General features: G+C 62.8%; 20 protein-coding genes and 1 riboswitch. Of the genes, 12 read left to right on the plus strand and 8 right to left on the minus strand.

Annotated features, from left to right (window positions below; genetic code table 11):
• Window positions 1-2 precede the first annotated feature (2 nt).
• On the minus strand, window positions 3-1,034 hold the full coding sequence (locus FJ867_RS07620) for a Gfo/Idh/MocA family oxidoreductase (RefSeq protein ID WP_140816989.1): 1,032 nt from the start codon (window positions 1,032-1,034) through the stop codon (window positions 3-5).
• Window positions 1,035-1,215: 181 nt separating this feature from the next.
• Between FJ867_RS07620 and FJ867_RS07625 the strand changes: the two genes are divergently transcribed.
• The 7 genes from FJ867_RS07625 (at window position 1,216) to FJ867_RS07655 (ending at window position 9,205) form a co-directional block, all read left to right on the plus strand.
• Window positions 1,216-2,241 carry a LacI family DNA-binding transcriptional regulator gene (locus FJ867_RS07625; protein ID WP_140494255.1) on the plus strand — a complete coding sequence of 342 codons (1,026 nt, stop codon included), beginning with the start codon at window positions 1,216-1,218 and terminating at the stop codon, window positions 2,239-2,241.
• 62 nt (window positions 2,242-2,303) lie between these two features.
• Window positions 2,304-2,513: riboswitch (cobalamin riboswitch) on the plus strand.
• Between the two features lie 256 nt (window positions 2,514-2,769).
• Window positions 2,770-3,558, plus strand: a complete 789-nt coding sequence (locus FJ867_RS07630) for an ABC transporter ATP-binding protein (RefSeq protein ID WP_140816991.1) — start codon at window positions 2,770-2,772, stop codon at window positions 3,556-3,558.
• A 45-nt stretch (window positions 3,559-3,603) separates the two neighbouring features.
• Complete coding sequence (locus tag FJ867_RS07635) at window positions 3,604-4,551, plus strand: ABC transporter substrate-binding protein (RefSeq protein WP_140816993.1); 948 nt, start codon at window positions 3,604-3,606, stop codon at window positions 4,549-4,551.
• 8 nt (window positions 4,552-4,559) lie between these two features.
• A complete protein-coding gene (locus FJ867_RS07640; protein WP_181168332.1) occupies window positions 4,560-5,579 on the plus strand; it encodes an iron ABC transporter permease in 1,020 nt (339 codons plus the stop codon).
• A 129-nt stretch (window positions 5,580-5,708) separates the two neighbouring features.
• Window positions 5,709-6,188 carry a MarR family winged helix-turn-helix transcriptional regulator gene (locus FJ867_RS07645; RefSeq protein WP_140495025.1) on the plus strand — a complete coding sequence of 160 codons (480 nt, stop codon included), beginning with the start codon at window positions 5,709-5,711 and terminating at the stop codon, window positions 6,186-6,188.
• Complete coding sequence (locus FJ867_RS07650) at window positions 6,185-7,363, plus strand: HlyD family secretion protein (protein ID WP_140816995.1); 1,179 nt, start codon at window positions 6,185-6,187, stop codon at window positions 7,361-7,363. Before FJ867_RS07645 ends, FJ867_RS07650 begins: the two co-directional genes overlap by 4 nt.
• A 309-nt stretch (window positions 7,364-7,672) precedes the next feature.
• Window positions 7,673-9,205: a DHA2 family efflux MFS transporter permease subunit gene (locus FJ867_RS07655; protein ID WP_140494247.1), complete on the plus strand. Its 1,533-nt coding sequence runs from the start codon at window positions 7,673-7,675 to the stop codon at window positions 9,203-9,205.
• 53 nt (window positions 9,206-9,258) lie between these two features.
• Here FJ867_RS07655 and FJ867_RS07660 read toward each other — a convergent pair whose 3' ends face one another.
• Window positions 9,259-9,765, minus strand: a complete 507-nt coding sequence (locus FJ867_RS07660) for a CAP domain-containing protein (protein ID WP_140515544.1) — start codon at window positions 9,763-9,765, stop codon at window positions 9,259-9,261.
• A 329-nt stretch (window positions 9,766-10,094) separates the two neighbouring features.
• Here FJ867_RS07660 and FJ867_RS07665 point away from each other — a divergent pair, with 329 nt between their 5' ends.
• Window positions 10,095-10,919: a DUF2189 domain-containing protein gene (locus FJ867_RS07665; protein WP_140650058.1), complete on the plus strand. Its 825-nt coding sequence runs from the start codon at window positions 10,095-10,097 to the stop codon at window positions 10,917-10,919.
• 25 nt (window positions 10,920-10,944) lie between these two features.
• Here FJ867_RS07665 and FJ867_RS07670 read toward each other — a convergent pair whose 3' ends face one another.
• The 3 genes from FJ867_RS07670 to FJ867_RS07680 form a co-directional block, all read right to left on the minus strand.
• Complete coding sequence (locus tag FJ867_RS07670) at window positions 10,945-11,577, minus strand: LysE family translocator (RefSeq protein WP_140583801.1); 633 nt, start codon at window positions 11,575-11,577, stop codon at window positions 10,945-10,947.
• A gap of 114 nt (window positions 11,578-11,691) precedes the next feature.
• Window positions 11,692-13,668, minus strand: a complete 1,977-nt coding sequence (locus FJ867_RS07675) for a TadE/TadG family type IV pilus assembly protein (RefSeq protein ID WP_181168333.1) — start codon at window positions 13,666-13,668, stop codon at window positions 11,692-11,694.
• A gap of 195 nt (window positions 13,669-13,863) precedes the next feature.
• Window positions 13,864-15,777, minus strand: coding sequence for a pilus assembly protein (locus FJ867_RS07680; RefSeq protein ID WP_140816997.1), 1,914 nt, complete (start codon window positions 15,775-15,777; stop codon window positions 13,864-13,866).
• A 249-nt stretch (window positions 15,778-16,026) separates the two neighbouring features.
• Between FJ867_RS07680 and FJ867_RS07685 the strand changes: the two genes are divergently transcribed.
• Together FJ867_RS07685 and FJ867_RS07690 are read left to right on the plus strand one after the other, a co-directional pair.
• Entirely contained in the window at window positions 16,027-16,887 is an 861-nt protein-coding gene (locus tag FJ867_RS07685) for a TIGR01459 family HAD-type hydrolase (protein WP_140817302.1), read from the plus strand.
• A gap of 6 nt (window positions 16,888-16,893) precedes the next feature.
• Complete coding sequence (locus tag FJ867_RS07690; protein WP_140817303.1) at window positions 16,894-17,874, plus strand: bifunctional riboflavin kinase/FAD synthetase; 981 nt, start codon at window positions 16,894-16,896, stop codon at window positions 17,872-17,874.
• Between the two features lie 58 nt (window positions 17,875-17,932).
• On the opposite strand, the gene FJ867_RS07695 is transcribed toward FJ867_RS07690, so the two are convergent.
• Complete coding sequence (locus tag FJ867_RS07695) at window positions 17,933-18,487, minus strand: HdeD family acid-resistance protein (RefSeq protein ID WP_140494237.1); 555 nt, start codon at window positions 18,485-18,487, stop codon at window positions 17,933-17,935.
• 227 nt (window positions 18,488-18,714) lie between these two features.
• On the opposite strand from FJ867_RS07695, the gene FJ867_RS07700 reads away from it, so the two are divergent.
• Window positions 18,715-19,485 carry a MipA/OmpV family protein gene (locus tag FJ867_RS07700; RefSeq protein ID WP_224519163.1) on the plus strand — a complete coding sequence of 257 codons (771 nt, stop codon included), beginning with the start codon at window positions 18,715-18,717 and terminating at the stop codon, window positions 19,483-19,485.
• 12 nt (window positions 19,486-19,497) lie between these two features.
• On the opposite strand, the gene FJ867_RS07705 is transcribed toward FJ867_RS07700, so the two are convergent.
• Window positions 19,498-19,932, minus strand: coding sequence for an RES family NAD+ phosphorylase (locus tag FJ867_RS07705; RefSeq protein WP_140816999.1), 435 nt, complete (start codon window positions 19,930-19,932; stop codon window positions 19,498-19,500).
• Between the two features lie 2 nt (window positions 19,933-19,934).
• The gene (locus tag FJ867_RS07710) at window positions 19,935-20,378 is read right to left on the minus strand and encodes an antitoxin Xre/MbcA/ParS toxin-binding domain-containing protein (protein WP_140494231.1); all 444 of its coding nucleotides are present in this window, start codon (window positions 20,376-20,378) and stop codon (window positions 19,935-19,937) included.
• 295 nt (window positions 20,379-20,673) lie between these two features.
• Between FJ867_RS07710 and ileS the strand changes: the two genes are divergently transcribed.
• Window positions 20,674-23,637, plus strand: a complete 2,964-nt coding sequence (gene ileS, locus FJ867_RS07715; protein WP_140583797.1) for an isoleucine--tRNA ligase — start codon at window positions 20,674-20,676, stop codon at window positions 23,635-23,637.
• Window positions 23,638-23,723: the final 86 nt, after the last annotated feature.

Here is a 23,723-nt window from a genome sequence, read left to right on the forward strand (position 1 = left end):
GGTCATCCTTCCTGCCTGGGGATTTCGATCCGGCGCCCGGTCTCGGCGCTTTCGATCGCCGCGAAAACCATGGCCAGGCTCGTGATATTGTCGGCGCCGCGCGTCTCCGGCTCGGTGCCGGTTTCCACGGCGCGGACGAAATCTTCCATGACGCCGAGATGCCCGCCGATGCGGTCGGCAGGGTCGAGCGGCGGCACCGCTACCGGCACGACCTTGTCGAGCAGGCCTTCGCGTTCCGGCAGCACGGCTTCGGCCTTCAACTCGTCATGACCATCCCAGGTCAGGCTGCCGCGTTCGCCGACGATGCGCCAACTGCCTTCCCAACTGGTGCGGAAACCGTCGGCGCACCAACTGCCGCGATAGGTGAACATCTTGCCCTGGCCGAGCTCGAAGGTGGCGCTTGCCGACGATCCCTGCCGGTACCAGGAATTGGCCGGCTCCCATTCCCGGCAATACACTTCGGTCGGCTCGCCATCGACCATGTAGCGGGCGGCGTCGAATGTATGGATCGCCATGTCGAGCAGCAGCACATGGCGCATGCCTTCGCGGAAACCGCCGAAATGCGGCGCAATGAAAAAATCGGCATGGATGCTGGTCGCAGCGCCGATGGCGCCGGAGCCGAGGAAGCGCCGGATGCGCCGGACGTTGGCGACGTAGCGGCGGTTCTGCACCACGGCATGGATGCGCCGGGCGCGCCGCGCATCGTCGATGATGGCGCGCGCATTGTCCGGGCTGTCGGCCAGCGGCTTTTCCGTCAACAGATGACAGCCATGGGCAAAGGCCGAATTCGCCACGGCGCGACGGGCGGCAGGCACGACCACGTCGAACACCGCATCGGGTCTGGTCTGGGAGAGAACGACGTCGAGATCGGTCCCGATCGCGACCCCGGCGAGGTCGTATTCGCGTGCCCGCTGGCGCGCCCTGTCGGCGTCGAGGTCGACGAGACCGACGATCTTGACGGCAGGGGATTGGCTGATGGCCTCGAGCCAGGTTTTGCTCATGGCTCCGCACCCGACCAGGACGACGTGCATCATCCAGCGCTCCTCCGGCCAACCCCTCCTGGCTGGCACCCACGGCAGTCCGTAAATGACTTCCGTAAACGTTTACGATGACACACCCGATGGCATATATTGTCAATCGGATTTGTACCGTCGGCTCTGAAACGCCTTGGCCGCACGACCGGCTGGTGCTAGCCAGAAGCAGGAGGGGGAGGTCTTGGCGTCCAGCATTCACGATCTTGCGCGGCACCTGAACATTTCGATCGGTACAGTCTCGCGCGCGCTTAACGGGCGCGCCGACGTGAACGCCGAGACACGCCAGCGCGTGCTCGAGGCGGCCCGGAAGCTCAATTATTCACCGAACCACTCGGGCAGGAACCTACGCCGCGGCACCACCCATGCCGTGGCTTTCATGCTGCAGCCGCATCCGGGCGACCAGCAGTATGGCGAGCCGTTCTTCATTCCGTTCCTCACCGGACTGCAAGCGACATTGGCCGAGTGCGGGCTGGACCTGATCATCGTCATGGGCGCGCCGGCGGATTATCAACAGGAGCGGCTGCGCCGCGTCGTCGAGACGCGTCGTGCCGATGCCGTCGTACTGGCCTGGACGCGGCGCGAGGACGATCGCATCGACTATCTGAGCAAGGCCGGCTTTCCCTTCGCGACGCTCGGCCGAAGCCGGTCCGGCGACGACAGCTATCCCTCTCTGGATCTGGATTTCGAGAAGGCGGGCGCCGATGCGGTCGACCGGCTGGTTGCGCGTGGCCACCGCCGCATCGCCGCCATCCGGCCGTCGCTTGACCTGAATTTCGGTTATCTGTTTCTGGAGGGTTATTGCAAGGCGCTGCGGCGGCACGGCATCGAAGTCGATCCCGGCCTGATTGTGGACGGTTTTATCAACGAAGCCGGTGGCTACGCGGTGACACCGCAAGTCATGCGGTCGAAGGATCCGCCGACCGCGATTATCTTCAACAACGACTCGATGGCGCTCGGCGGCTGCAAAGCGCTCGCCGAAATGGGGATCAAGCCCGGGCAGGATGTCGCGGTGATCGTCATCGTCGACACGCCGCTCTGCCGTTATTTCTCGCCGGCGCTGACCGGCTTTCGCCCGAGCCTGGATCCGATGGGGCGGCGCCTCGGCGAAATCCTGCTCGCCTCGCTCCCGGCTTTCGCCGGCGCGAAAGGGCCAGAGATCATTCGCGAGGTCTGGCCGCTGGAACTGGTGGCGCGCGATAGCGATTGACCGGATGATTGTATTGTTATAACAGAACATACATCGACCTTGCCTTGACGCTGCCTGCATCCTAGGCTGCGACTCGTGATGGTCCCCGCGCCGCAAGGCGAGGGGTGAAAAGGGAACATGGTGAGGCCCGATTTTCGGGTCGAAGCCTTGGCTGCCCCCGCAACTGTAAGCGGCGAGCAAAATCCGAAAAGCCACTGGCCGGCAAGGCTGGGAAGGCAGGATGGCGCAACGACCCGCGAGCCAGGAGACCTGCCATCTGCATGAGTTGACCGGACGGGGTGTGCCGGGAGGAGACGCGGGGTTCGGTCTTGTCGACCGGTTCAAGCCAGCTTCCTTCCGTCGCCATTTTTGAAAGTGACGGAAGTTGGACGGCTCCATCGATCGCATTCACTGCATTCCCATGCATCGCATCATCGTGTGCACGCTTTGCCGCGATATCGCCACCGAGGTGAATTCAGGCCAGCGTCCGGCAGGATTGGCAGGCAAGACGCTGGCCCGTATTCCGGCAGGCCCTGCAAGGAATTGCCCATGACCGCGCCGCTTCTCGAGGCCCGCGACCTGGCCGCGGCGGCGGATGGCCTGCATCTGGTGCATCCGGTCAGCCTTTCGGTGGCGGCGGGCGACCGTCTCGCCATCATCGGTCCCAACGGCGCCGGCAAGACGACATTGCTGCGCATGCTGTCGGGCATGCTGCGGCCGAGTTCGGGCGAAGTGAAGCTCACCGGACGCCTGCTGGACAGGATTTCGACCGCCGAGCGGGCGCTGCACATCGCCGTCGTCGGCCAGACCGATCAACCGGATCCACGGCTGGCGGTGATCGATTATGTCGAGCTCGGCCGGGTTCCGCATACCGGCCGCAGGCACAGGAGCGAGGAACGCGACATTGTCGTCGAGGCGCTGCGCCGGACCGGGCTGTTGCCGCTGCTTGGCCGCACCATCGGCTCGCTGTCGGGCGGCGAGCGCCAGCGCGCCCAGCTTGCCCGCGCCATCGCGCAGGAGCCGAAGATCCTGTTCCTCGACGAGCCGACCAACCATCTCGACCCGCGGGCGCGCAGCGAGTTGCTCGAACTGGTTGCAGGCCTCGGCATGACCGTGATCGCGGTGCTGCACGATCTGGCACTGGTGACGCCTTTCGCCACCAGAGTCGCGGTGATGAGCCATGGCCGGTTGCATGTGCTGGCGCCGCCACGCGAAGCACTCACCCAGCAGCTGATCCGCGATATCTTCGGTATCGACGTCTTTAGGTTGCGCCACCCGACGGAGGACCGCGAGCTGACGGTGTTCGAGGTTCCGAACCGTGCCGCGCCATCTTCGTGATCGAAGCCATTTCCGGCAGATCCTGTTCAACAAGGAGCAACATCCGTGAAACGCCTTGCCGTGTCTCTTGCCTTCTCCCTGCTCGGCTCTACGGCCTTCGCCTTTCCGGTGACGGTCGACAGCTGCGGCAAGCCGCTGACCTTCGACGCGCCTCCAAAGCGCGCCGTCATTCACGATCTCAACATGGCCGAGATGGCCTTCGCACTGAAGCTGCAGCCGTCGATCGTCGGCCTGACCGGCATCACTGGATGGTACAAGGTCACTCCCGAATTCAAGGCCGAACAGAGCTCGATCCCCGAACTGGCGCCCAAATATCCGACGCTGGAAAACTTGGTCGCTGTCGAGCCCGACTTCTTCTTCGCCGGCTGGTATTACGGCATGAAGCCGGGCGGCGAGGTGACGCCCGATACGCTGGCGCCACACGGCATCAAGACCCTGGTGCTGACGGAAAGCTGTGTCCATCTCGACAAGAACCGGCCTGCCGCTTCGATGGACCTGCTCTATGGCGATGTCGAGAAGCTGGGCAAGATCTTCGGCAAGGAGGCCGAAGCGGATAAGCTCGTCTCCGGCTGGAAGGCGCAGCTCGCCGAAATCGCCGCAAAGGTCGGCGACCGCAGGGGAACGCGCGTCTTCCTCTATGATTCCGGCGAGGACAAGCCGTTCACATCAGGCAAGTTCGCCCTTCCCAACGCCATGATTTCCGCGGCCGGCGGCGACAACATCATGGCCGACATGGACACCAGCTGGGGCAACACGGATTGGGAGACGGTGGCCTCGCGCAATCCGCAATTCCTCATCCTGCTCGACTATCAGGATGGCGGCGGCTACCGGAAGCTGCTCGATTTCCTGAAAGCGCATCCGGCAATGAAGGAGACAGACGCGGTCAAGAACGAACGCTTCGTGGCGCTTCGCTATGCCGAACTGACACCCGGACCGGCCAACATCGAAGCGATCGGCAAGATCGCCAGGGCGATGCATCCGGAAGCTTTTTAACCGGGAAGATGACTTTGCGGCACAAGGCATTCGTATTGGCCATGATGGCGGCCGCGTTGGCTATGGCCGCGCTCGCGCTGCTATCGATCGCCTATGGTTCGACGATGATCCCGCTGGGCGACGTCGTTGCAGCACTTGGCCATGCGATCGGATTGAAGGGGCATGACGTGTCCGGCCCGGTCGGCAGGATCGTCGTCGACCTCAGATTGCCGCGCACCATCCTGGCCATCTGTCTCGGCGGCGGCCTGGGCGTGGTCGGCGCGCTGTTGCAGACAGTGACGCGCAACGATCTTGCCGATCCGTTCCTGTTCGGCCTCTCGTCGGGAGCCGCCGCCGGCGCTGTCTCCGTCATCACCGTCTTCGGCGACAGTTTCGGGATCTGGACGCTACCGATCGCCGCGTTCACCGGAGGTATTCTGGCGGCTTGCGTTGTGCTTTTGCTGGTTGCGCGGGTGAGGGGACAAGGCCCCGAACGGCTGATCCTCGCCGGACTTGCGGTCTCCTTCATGTTCATCGCATTGACCAATTACCTGGTCTTTGCCGGTGACCAGCGCGCCGCCCATTCGGTGCTGTTCTGGACGATGGGCGGGCTCGGCGTGGCGCGGTGGGACAATATCTGGCTGGGTGCGCTTGGGGCCGGCACGATTGCGGCGTACGGGCTGTGGAATCATCGCCGGCTGGACGCTTTCCTGGCCGGCGAAAATGCCGCCGAAAGTCTTGGCGTGCCGGTGGCGCGAATGCGACGGACGACGTTTCTGGTCGCCGCTTTTTCGACCGCGATCCTGGTTTCGGTCGCCGGCGTCATCGGCTTCGTCGGCCTCATGATCCCGCATCTGTCGCGGCCGCTGGCTGGTCCGCTGCATCTGCGCCTGATCGTAAGTTGCGCGCTGTTCGGGGCGGTGCTGTTGCTGGCAAGCGACCTTCTGGCGCGCACATTGCTGCCGCCGCAGGAACTGCCGATCGGCATCATCACCAGCTCGCTCGGCGCCTTCTTCGTTGTCACCATGCTGATCCGTAACCGCTTGTGATGGGTGTAGCGGCAGCCGAAAATCATCGGACGCAGCCATGATTGTGCTGCACGGCTGCCATGCACGTTTGCCGGCTTCTGGAACAATGCCGGACTTGAATGATAAGCACGCTTATTATATATGCCACTCATGGTTTCCGAAGGCGTAGACAGATTGGGATTTTTGATCCACGACGTGCAGCGGCTGATGCGAAAGCGCTTCGAAGCGCGCGCCAGCGGCCTTGGCCTGTCCTCGGCGCAATGGCGCCTGATGGTTCGCGTCGCCAAGGAAGCGGGCGTTTCGCAGGCGCGGCTTGCCGAACTGCTCGAAATCGAGCCGATCAGCGTCTCGCGACTGGTCGACCGGATGGAGGAGGGCGGCTGGATCGAGCGCCGCTCCGACGCCGCCGACCGCCGCGTGCGCATGATCTTCCCAACTCCCAAGGCAAGTGCCGCGTATGCGGAGGTCAAGAGCCTCGCCGGCGAAGTCTATGAGGAGTCCCTGACCGGCGTTTCGCCGGACGATCGCCGCGTCCTGATCAGGGCATTGGATGCGATGGCACAGAATCTCGCGGATGGCGATTCGCCGTCCTGCGACAAGGTCAAGAATACGGAAGGCGCAGCAGCATGAACGCGGTAGCCAAGGTCGACGAAAACGCCGCCAAAGTGGAAATGGAAGCGCCGCAGCAGCCGGCCGCGGCCCCTGTTACAATGACACCTCCGGCAGAGCCGGCGCCGGCGCCAAAGAAGAAGCGCCGTCTCGGCCGCTTCTTGTTGATGTTCGCCCTGCCGGCGGCGTTGGTCATTGGTGGCGGCTATGTCTGGGTCACTGGGGGGCGCTACCAGGAGACGGAGAACGCCAACCTGCAGCAGGCCAAGGTATCGATCGCCTCGGACACGGCGGGCCGCATCGTTCAGGTTGCGATCTCGGACAATCAGAGGGTGAAGCAAGGCGATCTTCTCTTCGCCATTGACCCCGAGCCTTACCGGATCGCACTTGCGCAGGCCGAAGCGGCGGTGGCCGCCGCGCGGCTCAACGTCGAACAGCTGCGCGCCGCCTACAGCCAGGCCATGGCGCAGGAGAAATCCGCCAGCAGCGAAGTTGCCTATGCCCAGTCGCAATACGACCGTGCCGCCGATCTCGCCCAGAAAGGTATCAACGCCAAGTCTTCGCTCGATGAGGCCAGGAACGATCTCGACAAGGCAAAGCAGCAGCTTGCCGTGGCCGAACAGGGTATCGTCAGCGCCAAGGCGGCGCTGGGCGGCAATCCCGATATCGAGACCGACAAACATCCGACCGTGATGTCGGCGCTCGCAGCGCGCGACAAGGCTGCCTACGACCTGGCGCAGACCACGGTGAAGGCGCCTGCCGATGGCGTCGTCTACCAGGCCGCGTCCTTCAAGGTCGGCCAGTATGTCGGCTCCGGCACGCCGCTGTTCTCGCTGGTCGAGACCGGCGATACCTGGATCGACGCCAATTTCAAGGAAACACAGCTGACCAATATGAAGCCGGGCCAGAAGGCAGAAATCGTGGTCGACACCTATCCGGGCAGGACCTTCGAAGCGACCGTCAAGGCCATCGGCGCCGGCACCGGAGCGGACTTCTCGCTTCTGCCCGCCCAGAACGCTACCGGCAACTGGGTCAAGGTCACCCAGCGCATTCCGGTCCGCCTGGAGCTGAGCGATCCCGACGCCAAGATGATGCTGCGCACAGGCATGAGCGCGGCCGTCACCGTCGACACGGGCGTGGCGCGCGGCTTGCCTGGCATTTTCGGCCACGCCACGGCCGGCGAGCCCGCGAAGTAAATCAGCGGAAGCCCGCGTGGATCATGCGGGTGGACGCACAGAGCAGGGGATTGGTCTGATGGGAGGAGTGGAAGGGTCAGCCTTCGGGGCAAACCGCATCGCGGCTTGATCGAAAGCTGAAATCTTCGACACGGACCCGTCGGTCCTCATGTTTCCGGGCGGCAGGCATCCGCTCAATCGAGACTTTCGGTCGATGTAACCCCCACATCGATAATCGCGTCCCACCGCGATGAGGGTCTCTCAACGGAAGGCTTTGCCGCCCGGAAACCCTGTGTACACGTTTTTGTTACCGGCTGGAAGTTCCGCATCATGAGCACGCCAGAACCTTTCAAAGAAGTGCCGCATCGTGGCCTGATCACGGTTGCGCTCATGCTGGCGACGATCATGCAGGCGCTCGACACCACGATCGCCAACGTCGCGCTGCCGACCATGACCGGCGATCTCGGCGCCTCGCCCGACAACATCAACTGGGTGCTGACCTCCTACATCGTGGCGGCGGCGATCATGACGCCGGTCACCGGCTGGCTTGCGGACCGTTTCGGCCGCAAGGAACTGTTCCTGACGGCGGTGGTCGGCTTCACCATCTTCTCGATGCTGTGCGGCCTGGCCTGGAGCCTTGAAACCATTGTGTTGTTCCGGCTCATGCAAGGCGTGTTCGGCGCCGCGATCGTGCCCCTGTCGCAGACCTTCCTGCTCGACATCAACCCGAAGGAACGCCACGGCCAGGCAATGGCCATCTGGGGCGCCGGCATTATGCTGGGGCCGATTCTGGGTCCCACGCTTGGTGGCTGGCTGACCGAGAATTTCAGCTGGCGCTGGGTGTTCTTTATCAACCTGCCGGTCGGCATCGTCGCCTTCCTCGGCATGGCCGCTTATCTGCCGGCCATTGCGCGGCGGGTGCGAAGCTTCGATTTCTTCGGCTTCGCCATGATATCGCTCGGCGTCGGCGCTCTGCAGCTGCTGCTCGATCGTGGTGGCGAGGTCGACTGGTTCTCGTCGGTCGAGATCTGGATCGAGCTTGGCCTTTCGATAACCGGCTTCTGGGTGTTCATCATCCACACGATGACGGCAGAGCATCCCTTCATCGACCCCAAGATCTTCCTCGACCGCAATTTCGTGACCGGGCTGGCGTTCATCTTCGTCATGGGCGTGCTCATCCTGGCGAGCATGTCGCTGCTGCCGCCGATGCTGTCGACCATCTTCGGCTATCCGACCATCACCATCGGCATCGTGATCGGGCCGCGCGGCGTGGGGACGATGATCTCGATGCTCGTCGTCGGCCGGCTCATGAGCAAGGTCGACGCCAGAATCCTCGTCGTCATCGGCTTCCTCCTGACCGCGCAGTCGCTCTACACGATGGCCGGCTTCTCGCCCCAGATGGACAACTGGCTGATCATCACTTCAGGCATCATCCAGGGCCTGGGAATGGGAATGGTATTCGTGCCGCTGTCGACGGTGGCCTTCGCCACGCTTGACGTACGCTTCCGCACCGATGCCACGGCTTTGTTCAGCCTTGTGCGCAACCTCGGCTCGTCCATCGGCGTATCGGTCGTGACGGTGCTCATGGTGCGCAACACACAGATAAATCACGCCGAGCTTTCCACCTTTATCAATCCGTTCAACCCCAATCTGTGGGCGGTTTCGCCGGCGGCGGCCGGCGGCGACCAGATGGCATTGTCCCAGGTCGACAGGATGGTGAACATCCAGGCGATGATGATCTCTTACGTCAACGACTTCAAAATCCTGATGATAATGACGCTGGCCGCCATTCCGTTCGTGATCCTGCTGCGCAAGCCGAAGACGGCGCCGGCTGGCGGCGCGCCGGCGGCACATATGGATTGATATTCGCCGACGGCTGTCCGCTGCCGGCGATGCCGCTGCCGGCGATGGCTTTGCTACCTTCCGAGCACCAGGGCCCAGTAGCGGAGGCCGGGGTCGCGGCCGTCGCGGACATAGGCAAGCCCGAAACGACTGAAGTCCGGGTCGAGTATGTTGCGCCGGTGGCCGGTCGAATGCATCCAGATATCGAACAGTTTCTGCTGGTCGAAGCGGCCTTCGGCGATGTTCTCGGCCGCAGCGCCGTGCACACCATTGTCCTTCATGCGCGAGGCGAAATCCTTGCCCCAGCCGGTGGTGTGACTCATGCGCGTCCGCGACGCCATGTAGCCGGCCTGCTGCAACGCCGCCTGTTCGAGCTGGGTGTCCGCGGTCAGCGGAGTCCGCCCGGCCGCAGCGCGCAAGTTGGCCAGGGTGGCCGTGGCGGAGGAAGAGACACCTGCGCCCTCACCGGTGGGCACGGAAACGGTGGTGCAGGCGGCAAGCCCGGCAATGGCCGCAAGGCCGATCAGCAAGGAGCGCCTTGTCCGGCGCGGTTCTGGAGGGAGGTCGATGACAGTGTTCATTCCTGCCTGCATAGTCGCGATCATGGCTTTTGACGGGCAAGCCGAAGAAACTGTCGAGGAAATTGATGCCTTGGCCTTCGCTGATCGCACCGCGTAGTCTTCAAACGTTGCGTTTGGCCATCCAGCTTCGAATGGCCCATCGTCCGGGAAATCCGATGCCGAAGATCGCGCGGCTTCTGCCGGGCAGCGATGACAATCCCGTGATAGCCTGTCTGGAACCATCGATTTGGCGACAGCCCCTGGCAAATCGGGTATGCTGTTACATCTACTAGTGGCAGCTACGGGCGGCCATCACGGTGGTGACCGCCCCCGACAACGGGAGGAAGCTTATGGCTAGCTTTCATGTCATGGCGGACGCGCGTGGTATGCATGTGCAGCCCACGGTGCGCCACATCACCACATCGGACCTCTGGGATGCGCTGCGGCTCGGTGCCGAGGATTTCTGGGCAAAACCGTCTCACTACGTTTTCCTGTGCTTGATCTATCCGATCGTCGGCCTGATCCTGACGCAGTGGACGTCTGGCTCCAACGCCATTCAGCTCGCCTATCCCTTGATGTCGGGTTTCGCCCTTGTCGGCCCTTTCGCCGCGCTCGGCCTCTACGAGATCAGCCGCCGGCGCGAGCTCGGCATGAACACCAACTGGCGGCATGCCCTCGATGTCCGCCACTCGCCGGCGGTGCCTTCGATCGCGGTCATCGGCATCATGCTTTTCGTGCTGTTCCTGTTGTGGCTGTTCACCGCGCAGTCGATCTACACCAGCCTGTTCGGCGACCAGCCGCCGGCTTCGATCGGCGCCTTTGTCCGCGACGTGCTGACGACCAGCAAGGGCTGGACGTTGATCCTTCTCGGCAACGCCGCCGGCTTCGTTTTCGCCGTGATCGTGTTGGCCACCACTGTCGTCGCCTTCCCGCTGCTGCTCGACCGTGACGTCGGCGCCGTTTCGGCCATAGAAACCTCGGCGCGGGCGGTGATGGCAAATCCGCTGCAGATGGCTCTTTGGGGCCTGACGGTCGCGGTGCTGCTGGTGATCGGTTCGATCCCGCTGTTTGCCGGGCTCGCGGTCGTTATGCCCATCCTTGGCCATGCCACCTGGCACCTCTACCGCAAGGTGGTGGAACCGGAGCGGACGCAGCAGACAAGACGGCCGATGTAGACCAACGCCGGGGCCGCCGCTGGGCTCAGCGCTGTGCGTCGGTCGCCATCTTCAGCGCCAGCGCCGTCAGCACCCCTCCCATCATCCAGCGCTGGATGACCAGCCACAAAGGCCGCCCGGCGAGAAACGCGGCGATCGAGCCGGCCATCACCGCGATGATGGCATTCACGGTCAGGCTGATCGAAATCTGCGTCGCGCCGAGCACAAGAAGCTGAGACAGGACATGGCCTTTGCCAATGCTGATGAATTGCGGCAGCAGCGACAAATAGAGCACCGCCACCTTCGGATTGAGCAGATTGGTCATCAGGCCCATGGCGAACAGCTTGCGCGGCCCGTCTTTCGGCAGGTCGCGCACCTGGAATGGCGAGCGTCCGCCCGGCTTCACGGCCTGCCAGGCCAGCCACAGGAGATAGAGCACGCCGGCAAAGCGCAGCGCGTCATAGGCGAAGGGTACGGCCAGCAGCAGCGCCGTGATTCCGAATGCCGCCGACAGCACATAGAAGAGAAAACCGACGGCGACCCCGCCAAGCGAGATCAACCCGGCCTTCGGCCCTTGCGACAGGGAGCGCGAGATCAGGTAGATCATGTTTGGACCCGGCGTCAGCACCATGCCCAGGCAGACCAGCGCGAAGGCGAGGTGGTTGGCGGTATCGGGCATTGTTCGTCCCCAGGCGTGCCGCGATGGATGCGATCCAGCGTGCAGCCATTATGTGCCCGTTGCGGCAGGCGCCCACAAGGGCTTGGCGGCGTCGGGCGTTGCGCCAGAGTTCGGTTAACCGACCACGCGCAGGTTCGACAATTCGTTGCCGATTTCCTTGAAATCGTTGGACAGGCTGGCGCCCGTCGCATTCCAGAACAGCTTGGCGGGTTTGCTCGGGTCCGCCGGGTCCTTGCGGAAGCGCGAGACCGACGAGCATGATTTCAGCGCATCGATGGCGTTCTTGTCGGTGGTCTTGGTCGTGGACAGGTCGAGAGCCACCGTCATCACCATGATGTCGGCCGCCTTGGCGTTGTTGCAAAGCGTCGTCATCTGCTCGTTGAGCGCGCTGGTGTAATTGCCGTTCGAATAGTCGAACTGGCCGATGGCGCTGGATGTACCCATGAACAGGCGCCCGACCGAGGTGCCGGCATAGCCGGGCTTGAGATAGCCGTAGGACGCGTAGGTCGACTTCGAATCGGCGGGGTCGGAATAACTGAGCGAGGAAGGCGTGTAATAGGTGTTGGCGCCGTCGGTCAGCACGATCACCACCTTGTCGTTGCCTTTTTCTGTTTCCGGGCGCCCCTGCGTGAACGGCTCGCCGCTGGAGACCACCCGCCAGCCCCAGCCCATGCCCTCGGGAACATTGGTGCCGCCATCCGGCTGCATCAGGTCGATCGCGGCTTTGATCGTAGCGAGCCCATCGGCGACGCTGACGTCGGTCAGCGGCGTGATCGGGTTGGTAGTGCAACTGTAGTTCGGGCCGTTGCCTGCGGGCAATACCGGTGCATCGATCGGCCGCGGCTGGAAATACTTGGTCATGTTGCGCAGCCGGGCTTGGCCGCTGCTGCTCGAAGGATCGTCGTTCCACCAGCTGTTGATGGCGCCGTAGGTCTTTGGCGCGGCTTCGTTGGGATCCTGGGTGATCTTCCAGTGATTGCCGGGTTCATCCGGGGCGAACATCGGCACGAACATCGTCGCCGGATCGCCCACGCCTATTCCGGTGTTGGCCGAGCCGCCGGACGGCGGGGCGTCGTTGACATTGTAGGGGTAGGGCCGGGCTTCGACACAGCCTTGCCAACTGGCGAACGGACCGTAGGAATCGACATAGTCGTATGCGTCGTAACTGCGCTTGCAGGTATTGTTCCAGTTGTATTCAGCACAAACAACGTGCTTGCTGTTTTTAACACGCTCATGGCTGGTGACGACCTTCATGTCGCGGTAGAGCGAAAACCGGGTCAGCATCTGGCCTTCCTCGTCGCCCCAGCCGGTGCCGCGTTTGTACCAGATGCCGTTGGTCTGCTGGGCGTATTTGTTGGCGGCGTTCAGCGTCGACCAGTCGAAATTCTCGTTCGACACCGGTGACAGGCCCTCGGTGTCCATCCAGGACGCATTGCCATTGCCAGGACCGACATTGACCGAGGCGGCAAAGGGTACGAGGCCGAACTGCACCGGCTTGTCGACCTGCTTGATCATCGCGGCCTGTTGGGCAAGCGTGTCGACCAACTGCTTCGCCGCGGTCTTGAGGAGATCGATGCGCTTCTGCCCCGAGCCGGTTCCGGGCGTGACCATCGATCCGGAATTGTCGAGCACCAGCGCTACTTCGAGCGTGTTCTTCAGCCGCACCTCCGAGCACGCGGTGAAGCCGATATTGGTGGCGCCGGTGCCGCCGAGCAGTATCTTCGCCGTCGGCAGGAAGTAAGGATTATAGGTCAAGGTGCCGCAAAGCTTCATTGTTCCGCCGCCAGCGGCGTTGCTGGGCAAAGTGAGGTTGAGCGTCGTGTTGGCGGGATCGACATCGTTCAGATTGGCATTGAAGAAGTCGAGCGCATAGGCCCTCAGCTGGTCGTCGGTGGCGCCTTCCGTCACGCGGCGCGCCGTGGCGAAGTTGGCGGCGTCGAGCGCGTTCAACACCGTCTGCTTTTCGCGGTTCATTTCCGTGAAGTCGACCGCGAGCGCCAGCCCGCCCATCAGCGGGACCATCGCGAAGGCCGTCACGAGAGCATAGTTGCCGCGCCTGTCGCGGCGGAATTGACGCCAGATTTCACGCATGTCTTGCAGCGGCCCCCGCCGGCGGATTCTCGTTCGACGCCAGCTTTCCACAAAACGCTGAAGGACGGGTTTGGGAAACCGCTCGATTGCTTGGTTCGCGCTTCACCAAGCACTAACCAATCTGGAGCGGCCCCCCGGTGCCTCCAAAAAACGACACCCCGCCGGATGCAGGGCGTCGACGTGGAATTCGTCGGATCAGCTGACGATGCGCAGGTTGGACAGCTCGTTGCCGATCGCCTTGAAATCGTCGGACAGCGTTGCGCCCGTCGAATTCCAGAACAGCTTCATCGGCTTGCTCGGATCGGTCTTGTCCTTGCTGAAGCGGGAATCCGAAGAACAGGCCTTCAGCGCATCCATCTGCGTTTTCTCCGCTGTCTTGGTGGCGTCCAGATCAAGCGCGATGGTCATGACCATGATCCCGGCGGCCTTGGCGTTGTTACACAGCGCAGTGAAATGCTCGTTCATCGCTTTGGTGTAGTTGGCGTTGCTGTAATCGTCCTTGGTGACATCCGTTCCGAGGAACATGCGGCCGTAGCTGTAGCCGTTGCTGTAGGGGACGACGTAACCGAGAGCCGAATAGATCGCCTTGCTGCCAGCCAGGTCGTTACCGCCAGAACTCCAATTGGTTCCAGAGTAGGTCTGCGCCGTCACCGAGGTCGGCGTGTAGTAGGTGTTGGCGCCGTCGGTCAGCACGATCAGTACCTTGTCGTTGCCTCTTTCCGTTTCGGGCCGGCCCTCGGTGAAGGGTGCCGTGCTGGAAAGGGTCCGCCAGCCCCAGGCCATGCCTTCCGGCACGTTGGTGGCGCCGTCGTCGGCCATGGCATCGATGGCGTTTTTGATCAAAGTTGCGCCGGCTGTCGTGGAAACATCGGTTAGTGGCGTAATTGCCGTCGTGCTGCAGCTTGTATTCGGCCCGGCGTCCATGCCGTAGGCCGGCGTGACCTTGTTCACCCAGTCGAAATATTTTGGCATGTAGCGCTGGCGTGCGGCGTCGGACGCGCCTGAACTCACTGGGGCGTCGACATCCCAATTGTTATTGGCTGGCCTTGAAGAGCTATCGACGCGGTCGGTTTCGTCGGGCGCGAACATCGGCACGAAAAGCGTTGCAGGCAGTGTTGTCGATGCAGCTGTGTCCTGGATATTGTATGGATATGGACGCGACTCGACGCAGCCACCCCAACTCGCGACCGGCGCATAGGTGAAGGTCGCGTTCGATGCACAAGTACCGTCCCAATTCTTGAGACTGCACGCTGAAATGCGTTTCATCTGTTTGTAGATCGAGAACCGGGTCAGCGGCTGGTCTTTCTGGCTCGCGTCCCAGCCGGTGCCTTTCGCGTACCAGATGCCGGCAATCTTCTGCGCGTATTTGGTGGACGAAAAGGACGAACTCATGGTCGTCCAGTCGAAATTCTCATGATGGATAGGCGATATGCCGGTCGTGTCCATCCACGCCGCCGAAGCGTTGCCCGCACCGACATTCACCGAGGCGGCAAAGGGAACGAGGCTGAACTGGACCGGCTTGGTGACCTGTCTCATCTGCTGGGCCTGGCCGGCCAACTGGTCGACCAACTGCTTGGCGGCGCTCTTGAGAAGGTCGAACCGCACCTTGTTCGAGCCTTTGCCGAGCTCCTTCATCGAACCGGAATTATCAAGCACCAGCGACACTTCCAGCGTGTTCTTCAGGCGCACTTCGGAGCAGGTGCTGAAGCCGATATCGGTGCTGCCGGCGCTGCCGCCCAGCAGTAGTTTAGCCGTCGGCTCGAAATAGGGCTTGTAGACCAAGGTCGCGCAGAGCTTCAGCGTCCCGCCGCCTGTGTTGTTGTTGGGCAGCGTCACGGCCAGCGTGGTGTTGGCCGGATCGATATGCGCGAGATTGGCTTCGAAGAAATTCTTGGAATAGGCCACCGCGTCGGCTTCGCTGGCGCCGGCAACGATCTGCTGGGCCGTGGCGAAGCCGGCCGCGTCCAAGGCATTCAAGGCGTTTTGCCTTTGGCCCACCATTTCCGTATAGTCGACGGCGATAGCCACGGCGCCCATCAGCGGCACCATGGCGAGCACGGTCATCAGCGCATAATTGCCACGCCGGTCGCGTCCGAATCTTCGGATCATTGTCACAGCTGCCCCGCCAAATCGATAGTCAGTGGGGACGGTGTCATAAATCGTTAAATTTCAGGTTTCTGGAATATGTCCAAGGTCAGGCTGCATTTTCAAAGCTCGTTAACCAACCAGTGAACGGTGGTGGATGTCGGTACAGGCGGGCGAAAGCTGGTGACAGGCTGGGCCGGTTCGGATAATTCCAACCGGCTGCGGCGAACCGTCGGCTGCGGCACCGCAACGATCATGACTGAAGGATACGGCATGGCGGCCTCGCCTGACATCATCGGTTCGCTCGAAGACGTGTCGAAGAACTATTCGGCCATTCTCTGCGATGTCTGGGGCGTGGTGCACAATGGCGAAAGGCATTTTCCCGCGGCTGCGTCGGCGCTGACGGCAGCCCGTACGGCCGGCATTCCCGTCGTCCTGATCACCAATTCGCCGCGCCGCAGCACCGACGTCGTGGCCCAGATGAACGTCATCGGCGTTCCCCCATCGGCCTACGACCGCGTGGTCACCTCGGGCGACGTGACCCGCGACCTGATCGTGGAAGGCCCGCGAAAGATCTTCCATGTCGGCGCCGAGCGAGACTTGACCCTCTATGACGGGCTCGACGTCGATCTCGTCGAGGAGTTCGAGGCATCCGGCGTCGTCTGCACCGGCCTGTTCGATGACGAAGTGGAGAAGCCCGAAGATTATGCGGAGCTGCTGCGGCGGTTGCGCGCCAGGAACCTGCCTTTCATCTGCGCCAACCCGGATATCATGGTCGAGCGCGGCGAACGCATCATCTGGTGCGCCGGCGCCCTGGCACGCGACTACGCGCAGCTCGGCGGTCGCACGCTGATAGCCGGAAAGCCTTATGCGCCCGTCTATGATGTGGCGATGAAGGAGGTGGCGGAGATCCTTGGCCGGCCGGTCGAGCGCCGCCAGGTGCTGGCCATCGGCGACGGCATGCTGACCGATATCAAGGGCGCGGCCGACAACGGTTTCGACGTTCTCTATGTCTCGGGCGGCATCCATGCCCGCGACTATGGCGATGCATCGCAGCCGGATCCGGCAAGGCTCGCCGCGTTTCTTGACGGGCACGGCTATCATCCAGTGGCCGTCATTCCCAGGCTGCGGTAGATGGCGATGGACGCTTTCCAGCACCTTTCGGCAACCGCGCCGCTGCCCGCCGATTTGCGCGGCGGCGTTGTCGCGATCGGCAATTTCGACGGTGTCCATCGCGGTCATCAGGCGGTGCTCGAACGGGCATTGGCGGAGGCGCGGCGGCGTGGCGTGCCGGCGCTGGTGCTGACTTTCGAACCGCACCCGCGAAAGATATTCAGGCCCGAGATACCGCTGTTCGTGCTGACGCCGCCGCCGATGAAGGCGCGGCTCCTGTCGCTGCTGGGCTTTGCCGCGCTCGTCGAACAGCCTTTCACGCGCGACTTCGCCTCGCTGTCGGCGGAAGCTTTCGTGACCGACGTGCTGGAGAGAACGCTTGGCATCACCCATGCCGTGACCGGCTTCGATTTTCATTTCGGCAAGGACCGCCAGGGCGGGCCGGCCTATCTGATGGCGGCTGGCGAGCGCCATGGCTTCGGCGTCACGCTGGTCGATGCATTTCGGGACGAAAGCGCCGAGGTGGTTTCATCGAGCCGCATCCGCGCCTTGCTTTGCGAAGGCGCGGTGGCCGAGGCCGCCGGCCTGCTCGGCTATCGCTTCACGGTGGAGAGCGAAGTCGTGGACGGCCAGAAGCTAGGGCGAACGCTCGGCTTTCCGACCGCCAACATGAGGCTTCCCGCCGAGGCGACCCTCAGGGAAGGCATCTATGCCGTTCGCTTTCGCCGCGCCGACGGAAGGCTGCATGACGGAGTTGCCAGCTTTGGCCGCCGTCCGACCGTCGACGATGATGGCGCGCCGCTTCTGGAAACCTTCGTCTTCGATTTTTCCGGTGACCTCTATGGCGAGATCTGCCAGGTGTCGTTCTTCGGTTACCTGCGCAGCGAGGTCAAGTTCGACGGGCTTGATGCGCTGGTCGCGCAGATGAAGCGCGACGAGGCCGAGGCGAGAGCACTGCTGGCCGGCGTCAAGCCGCTTTCGCAACTCGACGCGGCCATGGCTTTTTGAAGCATGGTCCCGAAAAGTGGCGCCCGGTTTTCGGGTTAGATCATGCTCGAACCAGACGTTACTTTTTCAGCGCCAGACCGACGGCGATGAAGGTCCAGCCCTGGAAGATCAGGTCGATTGCCAGGAACAGGCCGAGCACCCATACGCTGTTGACCGGCCAGCCCATGGCTATGATCAATCCTGCGATCGCGCTGATGGCGCCGGCCGCGACGATCCAGCCCCAGCCGCGCTCAGGCCGGTGGCTGTAGCCGACCCAGGCGCGCAGCACGCCGGAAGCGACGAGCGCCACGGCCAGCAGGAAGGTCAGCACCGCCGAGGCCAGCAGCGGGTTGTCGAAGGCGAAAAAGCCCGCGACCGCGTAGAGCAATCCGCTGAGCAGCCAGTAGAAGAAGCGGCCCCACGTCTTGACCCCGAAGGCATGCATGATCTCGATGATGCCGGCCACCAGCATCAGCCACCCCACGACATAGACGGAAGCCACCGTGGCAATGAAGAGGTTGCCGAACGCAATGCCGCCGAGGATCAGCAGCAACACGCCCAGGCCAACAAACCACCCCCACTTTGCTCGCGTCTGTCCGATCGCGTTCTTCAGTGCATCGCCGTGCAAGGTCATGTCGCCACCTCCATCGAGGACCGCCAGCAGGGAATGAAGTTACCCTTGGTGCCGACCCGCGTCCAGCCGACGGCGGCCGGATGGTGAGCAATGCGAGCCGGACGTCTCGACCTTAAATCAAATTTTACCAAAGCCTCTTCAAAGCTGTGACCGAAAGACAGTCGTATCGTGTTAATGGGGTAGTCATGAGTCCGGTCGGGAAAATTTCTGCAGCCTTGGCTACCGTCATGCTGGCTACCTCGGGTGCGGCCGATGCCGGCGAGGGCGCCTTCGGCTGGCTGTCCGGCGATTGGTATCTGACGGTCGGCGCCACCGGCATGGTGGCGCCTAATTTCGAGGGCGGCAAGAAGTACCTGCTCAGCGCCTCGCCGATCATCTCCTTGGGCAAGGCTGGCCCGGCGGCCCGCTTCACCTCACGCAACGACAACATTTCGCTGGCGCTGGTCGATGACGGCGGCGTTCGCGCCGGCCTGACCGGCAAGTTCCTGTTCTCGCGCGACGATGGCGATGCCGACGAGTTGAAGGGCCTCGATCCGGTCCGCTGGGGCGGCGAGGTGGGCGGCTTCTTCGAATTCTATCCGACGGACTGGATACGTGCGCGTGCCGAGTTGCGGCACGGCATCCGCGCCCATAACGGCTTCGTCGCCGACATCGCCGCCGACGCCTTCTACGATGTGACGCCAACCGTCAGGATCTCTGGCGGGCCGCGCGTCTCGTTCGCCTCCGCCAAATATTTCGACGCCTATTACGGCGTCGACGCGCAGGAAGCCGTGGCCTCGGGGTTGAACCAGTATAATCCCGGCGGCGGCCTGAAATCGGTCGGCCTTGGCGGTGCGGTGACGTGGAAGGTGACCGACCCGATGACCGCCAGCCTGTTCGGGGAATATTCACGCCTCGAAGGCCCGGCCGCCGATTCCAGCCTGGTCAAGGAGCGCGGCGACCGCAACCAGTTCATGATCGGCGTATCGACGACCTATCGCTTCGATTTCAAGATGTAGCCGGTATCGGCCTTATTCCAGCAATCGCGTATCGATCTGTTGACTTGTGGTGCCGACGATGGCGATGCCTTCGCGTTCCAGCAAGGCGGGATTGAGAATATAGTTTCTGGCGAAGGGAACGATCACGCAAGGAACTTCCATGACTGGATGGCTGGCGGCACTGACAAAATCGCTGCCAATCTCGCGTGTCTTGGCCGGATTGTCTTTCCAGCCCTCGGGCAAATCGCGGACGGCAATGGAGACGCCGTCAGGCACTTCGATTTCCAGGAGCTGGAACGTGGGCGGCAAATCTTCCACGTCGACATGAACGAGAATTTCAAGAAGCGCCGTGGCGGGATGATCCGCACAGTACACAATGGCGGTGCCCTTGATGTTCCAACGGCCGGAGCTGAGCATGCCGCCCCGGCCGGACAGGTCGGCGAAGTTGGAGATACGCCATAGACGCATCGTCAGGCGAAAATGCCATAATCGATGCGATGCAGTTCCTCTTCCACCAGGGAAGCACCGGTTTCCGACTGCAGGAGCGTGATAGGCGCTTCGTTGAGCACCCGGCTGCGTTTGCGCAACCAACGTTGCGCTTTTTCGTGGTCTCCGAAAACACGATCCGCCATTGTGGAAATGCGCTCGATGCGCATGACGCGATCGGACTCGGCAATACTCAGTTTCTCATTGCGTTCTTTCCTGCGCGCCAAAGTGCGCCGCGATCCTACGATCTTGTAGATTTCGTCATTGCTGAACCCACGGTGGCGGAGTTCTTCCACCTTGGTGAAGCTGACCAGGAATTGCCCCGTTGCGGCATCCCGGACCAAGCCATCCTGCGCACGCTCGACCTTCTCCTTACGGGCGGCCCGTCTGGCAGCCGGCACGTGGACCTTGCGATGCGGATTGGACATGACGCGCCTCCGGTGCCATTTGCCTAACATATATGCGCAATTGGCACAAGCGGCAAGGCGAGTGCCTTGGAGTTCGGGCTTTCCAAGCTGGCCCACCTCGTTTAAAAGCGCGGCCATGACAGTGGTCTCGCGTTCCGTCGCGATTACGATACGAATTACCAGCCCGGTGTTCCGGACGGCCTGAGAGCTGTCGGAGCCGCCGGGAATCTTGCGCGCGACCCCTCGCGCTTTTTCCAGATCATGATAGTTCAGGCCCGAGCTCCCTTGCCGCCGGGCAATCCACAATGGCAGACCAATGACCGATACAGCTGAAACGATCGACTATTCCAAGACGCTTTACCTGCCGCAGACGGATTTCCCGATGCGTGCCGGTTTGCCCGAGAAGGAGCCGGTGCTGGTCAAGCGCTGGCAGGAGATGGATCTCTACCGCAAGCTGCGCGAGGCCTCCGCCGGTCGCCCGAAATACGTGCTGCATGACGGCCCGCCTTATGCCAACGGCAACATCCATATCGGCCATGCGCTGAACAAGATCCTCAAGGACGTCATCAACCGCTCCTTCCAGATGCGCGGCCGCGACGCCAATTACGTGCCCGGCTGGGACTGCCACGGCCTGCCGATCGAATGGAAGATCGAGGAGCAGTACCGCGCCAAGGGCAAGAACAAGGATGAGGTGCCGGTCAACGAGTTCCGCAAGGAATGCCGGGATTTCGCCGCTCACTGGATCGGCGTTCAGGGGGCGGAATTCCAGCGCCTTGGCGTCATCGGCGACTTCAAGAACCCGTATACGACCATGGCCTTCCACGCCGAGGCGCGTATCGCCGGCGAACTGTTGAAATTCGCCATGTCGGGCCAGCTCTATCGCGGCTCCAAGCCGGTGATGTGGAGTGTCGTCGAGCGCACCGCGCTCGCCGAGGCCGAGATCGAATACCAGGACTACGAGTCGGATACGATCTGGGCGAAGTTCCCGGTCGCCAGTCTGGTGCGCCCCGTGGCTGACGGAGAGGCCGCACTGACCGAGGGCGCTCTCGATCTGCTGCAGGCCCATGTCATCATCTGGACGACGACGCCTTGGACGATCCCCGGCAACCGTGCCGTCAACTATTCGCCGCGCATCGACTACGGTCTCTACGAGGTTACGGCAGCCGAGAACGCCTTCGGCCCGCAGCCGGGCGAAAAGCTGATCTTTGCCGATACGCTGGCCGAAGAGGCTTCGGTCAAGGCCAAAGTCACCTTGAATCGTCTTCGCAGCGTGTCGGCGCAAGAGCTTGGAAGTCTTACGCTTTCGCATCCCTTCAAGGGTCTTGGCGGCGGTTACGAGTTTCCGGTGCCCATGCTTGCCGGCGACCATGTCACCGATGATGCGGGCACCGGGTTCGTTCACACGGCGCCGGGCCATGGTCGCGAGGATTTCGACGCCTGGATGGAGGCGGCCCCGGACCTGCGTGCGCGCGGCGTCGACACCGCGATCCCGTTCACCGTCGACGATGCCGGCTTTTTCACCAAGGACGCGCCGGGCTTCGGTCCGGATCGTGAGGGTGGCGCGGCGCGCGTCCTTGACGACAACGGCAAGAAGGGCAATGCCAACCAAGCGGTCATCGATGAGCTGATCAAGCGCAACGCGTTGTTCGCGCGCGGTCGGCTGAAACACTCCTATCCGCATTCCTGGCGGTCGAAGAAACCGGTCATCTTCCGCAACACGCCGCAATGGTTCGTTTACATGGACAAGGACCTCGGCGACGGCACGACGCTGCGCAGCCGTGCGCTGAAGGCGATCGACGACACCCGTTTCGTGCCGGGGGCGGGGCAGAACCGCATTCGCGCCATGATCGAGGAACGGCCCGACTGGGTGCTGTCGCGCCAGCGCGCCTGGGGCGTGCCGATCGCGGTCTTCGCCGACGCCGACGGCAATGTGCTCCAGGACGAGGCGGTCAACCAGCGCATCATGGACGCTTTCGAGAAAGAAGGCGCCGATGCCTGGTTCGCCGCCGGTGCCAAGGACCGTTTCCTCGGCAATCACGATGCCTCCAGATGGAAGCAGGTGACGGACATCCTCGACGTCTGGTTCGATTCAGGCTCGACCCACGTTTTCACGCTGGAGGATCGTCCCGATCTCAAATGGCCGGCCGACGTTTATCTCGAAGGCTCCGACCAGCATCGCGGCTGGTTCCACTCCTCACTGCTCGAAAGCTGCGGCACCAGGGGCAGGGCGCCTTACGACACCGTCGTCACGCATGGTTTCACCATGGACGAGGACGGCCGCAAGATGTCGAAGTCACTCGGCAACACCGTCGTCCCGCAGGACGTGATCAAGCAGTCCGGCGCGGACATCCTGCGCCTGTGGGTGGTGACGACCGACTATTGGGAAGACCAGCGCCTCGGCAAGAACGTGCTGCAAACCAACATCGACGCCTACCGCAAGCTGCGCAACACCATCCGCTGGATGCTGGGCACGCTCGCCCACGACGATGGCGAGGAGGTGCCGCTGGAAGGGATGCCGGAGCTGGAACGGCTGATGCTGCATCGCCTCGCCGAACTCGATGAGGTGGTGCGCCAGGGCTACGATGCCTTCGAGTTCAAGCGCATCACCCGTGCGCTCCTCGATTTCATGGTGGTCGAGTTGTCGGCCTTCTATTTCGATATTCGCAAGGACGCGCTCTACTGCGATGCGCCGTCGAGCGCGAAGCGCAAGGCCTCGGTGCAGGTGGTGCGCCACCTTTTCGACTGCCTGGTAAGATGGCTGGCGCCGATGCTGCCCTTCACCATGGAAGAGGCCTGGCTCGACCGCCATCCCGATGCCGTCTCGGTGCATCTCGATCAGTTCCCGGCGATCCCGGAAAACTGGAAGAACGAGGCGCTGGCGGAGAAATGGCGTAAGGTGCGGCAGGTGCGCCGCGTCGTCACCGGTGCGCTGGAAATCGCGCGTGCCCAGAAGGTGATCGGCTCGTCGCTGGAAGCGGTTCCCGTCGTTACCATCGACGATGCGGCGCTCGAAGCCGCGATATCGGATGTCGACATGGCCGAAATGGCGATCACCAGCGATCTCGTCATCGCCCATGGCGAGGCGCAACAAGGCGCCTTCACGCTCGAAGACGTGAAGGGCATCGCCGTGGTGATCGAAAAAGCCGAGGACCGCGGCCTGGTCAAATGCGCGCGGTCGTGGCGTTACACCGCCGATGTCGGGCAGGATCCTGCCTTTCCCGATGTCTCGGCGCGCGACGCCGCCGTGCTGCATGAGCTTAAGGCGCTCGGCCGGCTTTGAAGGCCAGGCATATCGGTGCACAAATGCCACGCCGGTCGGTGCAAATCCGTCCGCGCGTTGCCCTTAACGAGTGGTTGAGGTAAACA

The organism is Mesorhizobium sp. B2-5-3 (assembly GCF_006441005.1).
GTDB lineage: Bacteria > Pseudomonadota > Alphaproteobacteria > Rhizobiales > Rhizobiaceae > Mesorhizobium.